8 protein-coding genes, 2 tRNA genes and 1 pseudogene are annotated in these 11,733 nt (G+C 41.9%); 6 read left to right on the forward strand and 5 right to left on the reverse strand.

Translation table 11 applies throughout. From position 1 onward, the window contains the following. Positions 1 to 82: 82 nt before the first annotated feature. The 3 genes from JMY00_RS11140 to JMY00_RS11150 all read right to left on the reverse strand — a co-directional run bounded on the left by JMY00_RS11140 (position 83) and on the right by JMY00_RS11150 (position 2,810). Complete coding sequence (locus JMY00_RS11140; RefSeq protein WP_201580195.1) at positions 83 to 787, reverse strand: hypothetical protein; 705 nt, start codon at positions 785 to 787, stop codon at positions 83 to 85. A 118-nt stretch (positions 788 to 905) separates the two neighbouring features. Continuing rightward, entirely contained in the window at positions 906 to 2,006 is a 1,101-nt protein-coding gene (ubiE, locus tag JMY00_RS11145) for a bifunctional demethylmenaquinone methyltransferase/2-methoxy-6-polyprenyl-1,4-benzoquinol methylase UbiE (RefSeq protein WP_240990734.1), read from the reverse strand. A gap of 90 nt (positions 2,007 to 2,096) precedes the next feature. Next, positions 2,097 to 2,810 (reverse strand): hypothetical protein, encoded by a 714-nt coding sequence (locus JMY00_RS11150; protein ID WP_201580196.1) that lies wholly within the window; start codon positions 2,808 to 2,810, stop codon positions 2,097 to 2,099. A gap of 318 nt (positions 2,811 to 3,128) precedes the next feature. Here JMY00_RS11150 and JMY00_RS11155 point away from each other — a divergent pair, with 318 nt between their 5' ends. Both JMY00_RS11155 and JMY00_RS11160 read left to right on the forward strand, forming a co-directional pair. Continuing rightward, positions 3,129 to 4,832 (forward strand): ATPase, encoded by a 1,704-nt coding sequence (locus JMY00_RS11155; protein WP_201580197.1) that lies wholly within the window; start codon positions 3,129 to 3,131, stop codon positions 4,830 to 4,832. 567 nt (positions 4,833 to 5,399) lie between these two features. Further along, positions 5,400 to 7,007, forward strand: a complete 1,608-nt coding sequence (locus JMY00_RS11160; RefSeq protein ID WP_102090468.1) for an inorganic phosphate transporter — start codon at positions 5,400 to 5,402, stop codon at positions 7,005 to 7,007. A 116-nt stretch (positions 7,008 to 7,123) separates the two neighbouring features. On the opposite strand, the gene JMY00_RS11165 is transcribed toward JMY00_RS11160, so the two are convergent. Continuing rightward, complete coding sequence (locus tag JMY00_RS11165; protein WP_201580198.1) at positions 7,124 to 8,776, reverse strand: aminotransferase class I/II-fold pyridoxal phosphate-dependent enzyme; 1,653 nt, start codon at positions 8,774 to 8,776, stop codon at positions 7,124 to 7,126. 444 nt (positions 8,777 to 9,220) lie between these two features. Between JMY00_RS11165 and msrB the strand changes: the two genes are divergently transcribed. The 4 genes from msrB to JMY00_RS11185 all read left to right on the forward strand — a co-directional run bounded on the left by msrB (position 9,221) and on the right by JMY00_RS11185 (position 10,683). After that, entirely contained in the window at positions 9,221 to 9,646 is a 426-nt protein-coding gene (gene msrB, locus JMY00_RS11170; protein WP_057760931.1) for a peptide-methionine (R)-S-oxide reductase MsrB, read from the forward strand. Positions 9,647 to 9,783: 137 nt separating this feature from the next. Beyond that, positions 9,784 to 10,269, forward strand: coding sequence for a glutathione peroxidase (locus JMY00_RS11175; RefSeq protein ID WP_201580199.1), 486 nt, complete (start codon positions 9,784 to 9,786; stop codon positions 10,267 to 10,269). A gap of 224 nt (positions 10,270 to 10,493) precedes the next feature. After that, positions 10,494 to 10,569: transfer RNA gene (locus JMY00_RS11180), tRNA-Val, on the forward strand. A gap of 37 nt (positions 10,570 to 10,606) precedes the next feature. Then, a tRNA-Asp gene (locus JMY00_RS11185) sits at positions 10,607 to 10,683 on the forward strand. Between the two features lie 337 nt (positions 10,684 to 11,020). Here the strand turns inward: JMY00_RS11185 and JMY00_RS11190 are convergent. Beyond that, positions 11,021 to 11,497 (reverse strand): annotated as a pseudogene (locus tag JMY00_RS11190) (restriction endonuclease); the annotation flags it as partial. Positions 11,498 to 11,733 lie beyond the last annotated feature (236 nt).

An 11,733-nucleotide genomic window follows, 5' to 3' on the forward strand; every position in this document is an offset into this window, starting at 1 on the left:
AAGACGAAAATGGGGTAATCGCTGTGCTTAATCATAAATAGTGGCATCGGTAATAGCGTTCATTTATGATTGCTGCAATCGGCTATTGATGAAACGAGTTATTAAGAAACTGCGCTTGCTCTTCTTTGATAGCAGCAAGTTTGGCTTCTTCTCGTTCGACGTCAGCACGTAATTTTAACAATTGCTGTTTCAGATCATTTACTTCAGCGACCTCAATAGGGTCAGGTGTGCTATTGCCAGCCACTTCATTAGCCCAATCACTAACGTCATCAAAAGCACGTTTAGCACTATGACGCCAGCTACCTTTGAGCTGAGAGATAAGAAGGTGTAACTGGCTAGCCATTGGTTTACCAATAAACAGCTCAAGCTGTCCAGCCACGTCAGGATCAAATCCTGCCACCAGTTGTTTGAGCTGCATTAGCACCTTGTAATCACCAGCGATTGGTAGGTTGCCTTCAGCGCCACGCATCAGATTGAGCAGTTGAGCAGCATTGTCTACGGTGATGGTACAGTCTGGACGACTATGACCAAAACGTGCGCGCTCCATGCTGGCTTTTTGGCGCTCATTCATCTGGCCACTTGGCTCAAATACGCTCTCTGTCGTGACTGGCTCAAAGCGCAAACGCTCATGAGTGAACAGGATGTCTAAATGAATCTCAGGCAATCCCATATTCAGACGTAACACTTTACCTGCAAGCGGCGCTAAACCTGCTTTGGTAATCTCATCACTAGCAATGGCAATGTTAATTAGCTTCTCGGCACCAGCTAATAGAAGGACAGTCAGCATAAGGCTCTCGCATCGGTAAGTGAGCGCCTTTGCATTAGCTGCATCAGCGCATGGTATGTTCGTGTTAGGTTCAATATAGTCTGCTAAACGTAATAGTCTTGCCAATCGTGCTCGATCGTTACGCTTTAAAGCCGCGATGGACAGCCACGATACCAGCAGTCAGGTTATGATAATCACAATTCTCAAAACCAGCTTGTTGCATCATCTGCTTAAGTGTCTGTTGATCAGGATGCATACGAATTGACTCAGCCAAGTACTGATAACTTTCAGCATCATTAGCAATTAACTTACCCATTACTGGCAGTGCGGTAAATGAATACAAATCATAAGCCTTAGATAGTGGCTCAAATACTGGCTTTGAGAACTCCAGAATCAATAGACGACCACCTGGCTTTAGGACGCGATACATAGACTTTAGCGCGGCATCTTTGTCTGTGACGTTACGCAAACCAAAGCTAATAGTGACTAAATCAAAGCTTTTGTCATCAAAAGGGGCCAACGTCTCAGCGTTAGCTAATACAAAATCGACGTTATTACAGCCAGCATTGATCAGGCGCTCACGGCCCACTTCTAACATCGCAGCATTAATATCAGATAGTACTACGTGGCCATTTCTACCGACTTCACGGCTAAATACTTTGGCCAAATCGCCTGTACCACCAGCGATATCAAGGACATGCTGACCAGCACGCACGCCTGATAGACTAATCGCATAGCGTTTCCACAGACGATGAATACCGAATGACATCAAGTCATTCATGATGTCGTATTTTTTGGCAACAGAGGTAAATACGTCAGCCACACGTGCTTGTTTTTCTGCTTTATTGACTGTCTTATAGCCGAAATGCGTCTGCTCGTTGCCGTCTGTTTCAGGCGTGTGCGGATTATTGATGTCATCACGCTGATTGAACAGGGTTTGTCTTATGGTTTGCTCTGAAGTGTTTGTGCGAGTCGTTTTGTCGTTGTTTGGCATAGTGGTTTGTTGGCCTTGCGGCGTTCCAGTAGGTAGGTCTTGAACTTTAGTAAAGTCGCTATTGTCATCACTAGCAACGCTGTTATTCTTGCTCGGCACGACATTGGTTGTTTGGTTACGTAATATCTGCGCGCTGATCTGTTGGTTATGAGCAATACTGTCTTTTACCAGTTTGTCTTGCAAATGACCATTGGTCGTTGTGGCTTGATTAGAATGAGCGCTGCTGTCTTTTGAGTTATCAGTCATCATGTTGTCCTAGAATTTATTTTTATGATTGTCTTTATCGGAGGAAATCGTTAAATAGTAAGCGTCAATTGGCTATTCAACATATTGAGCTTATGATACACCAAACGCTACTGGCTTACTGCCATTATCCGTATCATGAACCTGATCAATAATGGACAGTTCACGCTTGCAGAACGGCTCGATAAAATCACTGACACTGCTCAGAGGTTTCATGGCCTTAAAGCCTGTATCAATAAAATCATAAAGCGGCTGGTAGCCATGACGATAGGCTGTACTTTTTGCTAGTGCAAAGGCTTTTTTGAGCATAAACGAGTTTAGGTGTTTGTCCGTGCGATAGCAGTCGTCTTTTAGATTGGCAATCTGAACTCTACGCTCGTCTTCTTCATCGACAGTACGGTAGGCAGTTAGCATGTTCTCTTCGTTTACTGGTAAATCTTGAGCGAGTAACCACTGGGCTAAATGCAGATCTAGCTCAATAGCAAAAATCGCTGCTTGGATACCCATGCTACCAGCCTCTAGAGCTGACTCTTTGGCAAGGCGTTCTAGCTTTTTCGCTTTTGGCAGGATACGTGCTAACTGCTCTGCTAATAATTTGAACTCTTCGCCGCCATATAGTTGGGTGAGGAAGTAATCTGCCATCAGCTGGTTTTTAGGTTGTTCAAATAGCTCGCGATGCGTCTGCTGGAGACGTGCTTGTTGCCATGATTGTACTTCTTTGAGCTTAGCATTTAATTCATCATCTTGGTGATGAGGCATCGCCCAAAATCGTGTCAAATGCTGTTGTAAATCAGCTAAAGCGGTCATGGCAGTAGATCCTGTAGAAGTAAAGAGTAATCATATTTAAGTATGGTTGTTTTAAATATGGTGGTTCAGGGTTATAAGGTTTTCAACAACTGTTCTATCCTATACTCAAAATTGTGTTCACCTTAAAAGAAAATAATTAAGAATACAAATACCAATCTGTTACACAGCAATATTATTTACTCGATTGGCGCAGTGCTATGATTAAATGAGATAAAAATGATTGATGAGATAAAAATGTTGAGAGTTATCTTATCGAGAGCTATCCCATAAGTCATTCATTAGTAAAGCCGCCCAATAACAATAATAGCGAGTGTAATCATGTCTAAAAAAAATGATACTACTGAACCAAAAGCACCACAAGCGGTAAGTACACAATTTAGTGAGCAAGTTGTGGAGCAGCGTCTAAAGCCTAATCCTTTGAGTCAGTTTTCACTGGACGAGGATTCGCTTAGACTGGCATTGGTAACAGCTCAGTATGCTTTAAAAGCCACTCGCCAGCAAACGCCTCCGACCCTCAATAAGCCAACAGGTCTGTTAGTACTAGTTAATGGAATGGAGCAGGCAGGTAAAGGTACCGCCGTTAAACAGTTGAGGCAATGGGTGGATCCAAGGCTGCTTAAAGTTGAGGCAACCATTGGCCATTCGCCATTGAGTTATCAACCCATTTGGCAAGCGCATACTAGCGCTATGCCGCGTCATGGCGATGTCATGGTATATTTCGGCAACTGGTATGCTGATCTATTATATAACGTCATGCGACTAGCGACATCAGATAGTGAGAACCTTGAAGCATTATCAAATGATAAAGGTCAAAAAGGTAAAAATCCGCTTCCTATCGCTCAGTGGCAAGACTATCTACAGCAGCAGTTAGACACGCTAAAAGCATTTGAAGACGATCTCATTGCCAATCAAACCAAGTTATTAAAATGTTGGTTTCATGTCGATATTGAAACGTTGCACAGTCGCTTAAAGGATGATGAAGCAGATCCGCAGTTTTTATATCAAATTGACTGGAACAACAAGCAAGTCATCGAGAAGTTTAATGAGGTGGCTGCGACCTTGCTGCGTCAACAGGATGATTGGGTCATCATTGATGGTGACGATAAGTTAGAGGCCGCTGATAACTTCTGCCATCTGGTGCTACATTCTATGCAAACCGCGCTGGCAAGTAGTCAGGCAGATAGCAATGATAACGACAATGACAATAATAAGGAAACATCAGAAAACCATCCTCAGTCCGAGACACTAAAACTTAACTCAGATACTAAGCAAAAACAGTTTGAACCTGTACCGATACCTAAGCAGCTGACGTCTATTAAAGATAAAAAAATCAGTAAGTCCGACTATCGTGAGGCATTGGCAGAGAAGCAAGCGCGGCTTGCTGAGTTGCTACGTGCTCGTCAAGGTCGGCATGTGGTGTTTGCCTTTGAAGGAATGGACGCTGCGGGAAAGGGCGGTGCGATCAAAAGGTTGGTCGCACCGCTAGATCCTCGCGAGTATCAAATTTATAATATTGGCGCGCCGATGTTGTATGAGACTCAGCATCCTTACTTGTGGCGTTTCTGGACAAGATTGCCTGACGAGCAAACCAATCGTATTAGCCGTATCGCCATTTTTGATCGTACTTGGTATGGGCGTGTGTTGGTTGAGCGCATCGAAGGGTTTGCGTCTTCTGATGAATGGCAACGAGCATATGATGAGATCAATCGTTTCGAGGCAGACTTGGCAGCAGCAGGAACGTTGGTTATCAAATATTGGTTAGCGATTGATAAAAAAGAGCAACTTAAACGGTTTGAAGATCGTCAAGAAACACCGCATAAGCAATTTAAACTAACGGATGATGACTGGCGTAACCGTGATAAATGGTCAGACTATGTGCAGTCTGCAGCAGATATGCTGGCACGCACGGATACAACGACAGCGCCATGGTGTGTTATTGCGACCAACGAAAAGCGTCAGGCGCGTTTGGACGTGTTAGATCATGCTATCGAGCAGTTGTCTGCATTTACTGAAAGCAAGTAATTGTTATAAATGCCTGAAATTTAAGGACTCTTATAGGTTTATATAACTGTATTTTCCACGTATTTCCTAAGTAGGATGGCTCGAAACATATTTGAGCCATACTGTCTTTTAAAGAGTGTGGTCTTGTCCGTATACACCCGCAGTTACAAATCTCGCAATATCATCATGCATTATGTGCCCATATTTAATATAATAGAGCGCAAAACAGCTTCTGCTAAATAATAATTTTAATTTAGCAAACAACGTGTTTTGGTTATTTAGTATAGATAACTTAATAATTACGACAAAAATTGTTACAATAGCAGTTAGTAGTACCACAAATATCGCTAAGAAATATATAAGCCGCAAGATGCTGTAATCAGACGATTTGGCAATATCACTTGCGGCTTTGTGACATGTTGAAGGATGTGTTTTCCCTTTCGCTCTAGTCGGTTTAAGACCTTCTAACCACGTGTTATATATTTTCTATTGCTAATTCATTAGATGCCGTAAAAAGCACTGTGAGTAGCAGCGCAATATTATCAACCTCATATAATTTTCATCAGCTTACGCAGGACGTACTAACGTATGGGTATTAGCAGCAGTTCTACAGAGTCAGTCAAGCCAGTTGGCTCTATGAGAATCAATCTATTTTTTGCCATTTTACTGATTGCGATGACTTCCTACTTTTTGTGGTGGGGTTTAGATTACACCATGCGTCAGCAAACGACGCTATTCATCGTGGCGACCGCTTTTGGTGTCTTTATGGCATTCAATATCGGTGGTAACGATGTCGCCAACTCCTTTGGTACTTCGGTGGGTGCAGGGACGTTGACTATCCCGCAGGCATTGGGTATTGCCGCGATATTTGAAGTATCGGGAGCAGTCCTTGCAGGCGGGGAGGTTACTGATACGATTCGAAGCGGCATCGTCGATCTAGATGGTCTATCAGTGACGCCCAATCAGTTCATTTATGTCATGCTCTCCGCATTGGTTGCAGCGGCATTTTGGCTGTTATTTGCGACCAAAAAAGGTCTGCCTGTTTCGACCACTCACTCCATTATCGGCGGTGTGATTGGTAGCTCCATTGTTTTAGGTATCACGTTAGGTGGTACGGACATGGCGCTATCAACGGTAGACTGGGGAACGGTTGGAACTATCGCTATTTCTTGGGTGCTGTCACCGCTACTAGGTGGCGTGTTGTCTTATCTTTTATATGGACAAATCAAGAAAAACATCATTGAATATAATGATAAAACCGAAGCCTATATTGCGACGCTAAAAGGCAATAAAAAAGTCTTAAAGCAAAACCATAAAGAGTTTTTGGATGGTTTGACAGAGTCTGAGCAATTGGCCTATACGTCAGCGATGCTACGTGATCAGGAAATCTATAAAGATGACGATTGTGTCGTTGAAGACCTAGAAACTGATTACTACAAAAAGCTTTATGATATTGAAAATGAGCGTAGTAGCCTTGATACTCTAAAAGCACTTAAGCAATGGGTACCTATCATTGCTGCCGCAGGTGGTGCGGTGATGACTTCTCTAGTCGTCTTTAAAGGTCTAAAAAATGTTAATAGCGGCCTGACCACACTGCAGGGCTTCTTGATTATGGGTATGATAGCGGCGCTAGTATGGTTAGCGACCTATATCTATACCAAGAGTATCCGCGGTAAGCACAAAGAAGATTTGACCAAAGCAACGTTCATTATGTTTAGCTGGATGCAGGTCTTTACCGCGTCAGCTTTTGCCTTTAGTCATGGTTCAAACGATATTGCCAATGCCGTTGGTCCTTTTGCCGCTATCATGGATGTGATTCGTACCAATAGTATCGCTACTGAAGCTGCTGTGCCACCTGCTGTCATGCTGACCTTTGGTGTGGCACTAATCGTTGGTCTTTGGTTCATTGGTAAAGAAGTGATTCAAACCGTTGGTACCAATCTAGCAAAAATGCATCCAGCTTCAGGCTTCTCAGCTGAGTTGGCTGCAGCAGCTGTTGTAATGGGCGCATCGACAATGGGTCTGCCTGTATCTAGTACTCATACGCTAGTAGGCGCGGTACTGGGTATCGGTATCGTCAATAGAGATACTAACTGGAAGCTTATGAAGCCGATTGGCTTGGCTTGGATTGTGACGCTACCTGCAGCGGCTACTATGTCTGCTATTAGTTATCTCGTATTGAGCAATATTTTTTAATGCGCTGTTTTTATCAGTGAATTATTATAATTGAGTTTGAATAACTAAGTTCAACGCAATAAAAAACGCTTATCAGCATCATGCCGATAAGCGTTTTTTTAATGATGTATAACGATTTACTCGGTACCAAACTGCTTACGTTTTTTGGCAAAAAATCTGTCCAATCTATCCATCGCATTTTCTAGGTCAAGCAAGTTAGGCAAGAACACCAGACGGAAATGGTCGGGTCTGTCCCAGTTAAACCCAGTACCTTGAACCATCAATACATTTTCTTCAACGAGCAAGTCCATCATAAAATCCATATCATCGGTGATAGGATAGACCTCTGGATCCATTTTTGGGAAACAGTAAAACGCGCCTTGAGGCATGGTACAAGAAATACCTTTGATAGCATTAAGACGTGAGACTGCCATTTCACGTTGCTTATATAGGCGACCCTTTTCAGAAGTCAGGTCTTGCATGCTCTGATGCCCACCCATCGCTGTTTGAATGGCATACTGTCCCTGCACGTTAGAACAAAGGCGCATGGATGCGAGCATATCTAAGCCTTCAATAAAGTCAGCTGCGTGCTGTTTGCGGCCTGATACCATCATCCAACCTGAGCGAAAACCTGCAATACGATGTGACTTCGACAAGCCATTGTAAGAGAGTACTAGCACGTCGTCAGTTAAGGTGCTCATCGGCGTATGTACATTATCGTCATAGAGAATACGGTCGTAAATTTCATCAGCCATGATGATTAAATCATGCTCTTTAGCAACTTCGATGATTTGCTTTAATAGCTCATCACTATAAAGTGAACCTGTTGGGTTATTCGGGTTAATAACCACGATACCTTTCGTTTTGCTCGTAATTTTAGACTTAATATCTTCAATATCAGGGTGCCAGTTGTCTTCTTCATTGCAGCGATAGTGCACCGCAGTACCGCCAGCGAGATTAGCAGCAGCAGTCCAAAGCGGGTAGTCTGGCATTGGAATTAGGACTTCATCACCGTCATTCATCAACGCCTGCATGGTCATGACAATAAGCTCAGAAACCCCATTGCCCAAATATACGTCACGTACGTCAACGGCCGACAGCAATCCCTTTGATTGATAATATTGCAAAATGGCTTTGCGCGCTGAGAAAATCCCTTGCGAGTCTGAATAGCCAGTTGCCTCAGATAAGTTCATAGCGACATCACGCAAAATCTCATGCGGGGCTTCTAAACCAAAAGGTGCTGGATTGCCTACGTTTAGTTTTAATATGCGTTTGCCTTCTGCTTCTATCTTATTCGCAGTCTGCAATAGAGGACCACGAATGTCATAGCAAACGTTTTGTAATTTATCAGATTTTTTTATGGTGTTCATAGCATGACCGTTTTTCGGGTTGGTTGTCGAATTGGTTTTTGATTTTTTACTAGCGGAATAAGGTGTCGTCGATTGAGCATCAGTTATTTTAATATCTGACTGGGTGTGGGAAATCGTATCTATCTTTTGATGTTCACTGCGCTCTACAGATGATGTCGACTCGTCTGCATCAATAGCTTCATTGTTGAGGTCGCCGCGCAACAGATATCCTTCACTACAGCCCAAAATACGCGCAAGTGTAGGCAGCTTGGATGAGACAATGCCATTGGTACCGCGCTCCCAGTTTGAGATAGCACCACGGCTCACTTTTGCACCAGCGGCTGTCATGGCTTGCGCTAGCTGCTCAGCAGTAAATCCTTTGTCACGGCGCAACTGTACCAGTCGTTCCGCTTGCGTACCTTTGCCATTGTCGTCAGACATTGTTATATGAGCCTTTGTTAATCAGTAATTATTCAGAGTAGAGATATATTAAACATTTTAGTTAAGCACTAATGCAAGATATTATTGCATTGATAGTTAATTTGCAAATGATTTTACAATCAGTTCTATCAGTGTTTGCAAGTATATCTTGCAATTAATGCTTGGCTTATATTTGTATGGCTCTAAATCTCTTAAGTAGACTATAAAATGTATAGGTATCAAAATTACATCTTTACCCATCATTATCTAAAATTAATTTGCTATATTTAACTCAGTCAATCTCTTCAATCATGCTGTCTATCTCCCAATATAAAGAGTGCTTTTCTTATATATGCCTTGAATAGTGTGCTGATAACCAACAGATAGAGCACGTCGTTCTCATAATCATATGGCGATAAAATAGTTACCGAGATTAGATAATAAATACTCGAATAAGGATAAATTATGCAAGACAATCAACTAAGCAAAGAAGAAATCAGCCAGTTGACTGAAGCTGACTGGAAAGAGCGTTTAACCGCTGATGAGTATCATATTATGCGTGAGAAGGGCACTGAACGCCCATTTACAGGCGTATATAATGATGCGACCGATGATGGCGTTTACCGTTGTAAAGGCTGCGGTGCAAGCTTATTTGACTCAAGCAATAAATTTGATGCGAGCTGTGGCTGGCCAAGTTTTGATCAAGGTATCGATAACAGCGCGATTGAAGAGCACGTCGATAACTCGCTAGGCATGACTCGTACCGAAGTCACTTGTAGCAACTGCGGCGCCCATTTGGGTCATGTATTCCCTGATGGTCCTACTGAGACAACAGGCATGCGCTATTGCATCAACTCAGTATCTATCGATTTAGATAAATCTGAGAAGTAAGTAGGCTAAGTAGTATTAGAAACGTGAAAGGGAAGTACACGGTGCTTCCTTTTCAATAGTTTTATTATGTGTATGATAAAAAAAGAAGTAGTGCATAAACACCCAAAACAATAAAAACCTCAATTTAAGGATAAATGATGAGTACAATTTATGATTTTACGGCTGAGCGCATGGATGGTAGCTCGCAAGCGTTTTCAGATTACCAAGATAAAGTATTATTAATCATCAATACCGCAAGCAAATGTGGATTTACACCGCAGTTCGAAGGCTTAGAGTCGCTATATCAACAGTATAAAGATCAAGGACTAGTGGTTATCGGTTTTCCTTGTAATCAATTTGGTGGCCAAGACCCAGGTAGCAACGATGAGATTGGCGCGTTTTGCCAAAAGAACTATGGTGTCAGCTTTCCGATGATGGCGAAGACTGATGTTAATGGCGCAAATGCTCATCCTATCTATGAATGGCTCAAAGAACAAAAGGGTGGCGTACTGACAGATGGTATTAAGTGGAATTTCACCAAGTTTCTAGTTGATAGTAAAGGCCAAGTTATTGACCGCTACGCACCAACGACCAAGCCAGAAGCCATCAAAAACGACATAGAGCAAGCACTGGCTAACAAATAAGCATTAAATCTAAAAAATATTGGTTTTGTATGAAAATATAAAATCAATAAAAACAAATGCTTGCTAGATATTTTAATAAAAATCGAAAAAATATTTAAAAAAGTGATAAATACTGTTTGACACCCAACAGTAAATCTATATAATACACACCCACAGCAGCAGAGCTTAGTGACAAACTTAAGAGTTCAGTTGATGTTGAATAAATTGCCTAGCAATTGTTCGAAGGGTGATTAGCTCAGTTGGTAGAGCGTCTGCCTTACACGCAGAATGTCGGCGGTTCGAATCCGTCATCACCCACCACTTCTTAGCAAGTGGCTAAACAAGCTAAGAGACCTAAGCAGCGGTAGTTCAGTTGGTTAGAATACCGGCCTGTCACGCCGGGGGTCGCGGGTTCGAGTCCCGTCCGCTGCGCCATATTTAAAACGAATTTAAACCCTTGGGTTTAAGCAAGTTTCGCCTCAAACATTACATTGTTTGGGGTTTTTTTGTGTCTGAGGTTTAATGCAAGGCGTTGATTTATTTAGAGTTATTATATTTATTTAGATGAGCAGTATGATTGACTTATATTTTTTCACGGCATTAAGGTTGAGGTTAAGTGCAGGTGGTCACCGATTTAAAATCGGTGACCACCTGCTCGGTGACCAAACGGTGACCATTTTGTGACCAAGATTATTAAAAGTTGCTGACGGTAACTGATCCTCAAGTTTTATGTTTATCGATAAGTTCAGGAGCTTAAAGGATTAACCTCAAACTAAGTTTGAGATAAAGACGGAAACTTTTCTATCCATTCATCTATGATGATTTCATCAGTTTCAACATAAAACGGTATAGTCCACAGTCTTAATTCTTCTGCTAAATAAAAACACTCCAAAGAGATTTCGAACTGATGATGCTTAGGATAAATAAGCATCATGTCCCCACACCCATTCAAATATTTGTGACCATAAGCAAATAGCTGATAAATATCATCCTGTTCTATACTGAAATTATTCTTATTTGAGCTTATTAACTTCCATTTGGTATCGAGTATATGGTAGTTTTTTCTTTCTTTATTGATCAATAGATCAGGATTTAATTGAAAGCGCGATTTTAAATCTCCTCGGTCATTCACCACGTACTTACTAGAAGCTTGTGCTGTTAGTTGCCAAGGCGCCTTGATATCTCGTCGTAAGCAGTTTGCCACATACTTCTCGAACAAAATCTCCATTGGGAATAGCAAGGCAATACCCCGATGCTCTTCCTTTTAAAAGTTTGGATTGAGCTTTTCAAGTATTAATTGGCACCATGGCTTTATCGCTCGTTAGGATTGCAATATTTTGATATCTGACCATTTTAGCCTCAAACATTGGCTTGTTTGAGGTTCTTAACGTTCCATAGTTTAATTAATAATAGACCTCTTGCAAAAGTAGTAGAGTATTTTACAATAACTCATACATTAACAACTGGCTAAGAACCATGCCAAAC

Source organism: Psychrobacter sp. Pi2-52, from assembly GCF_904846705.1.
Lineage (GTDB): Bacteria > Pseudomonadota > Gammaproteobacteria > Pseudomonadales > Moraxellaceae > Psychrobacter.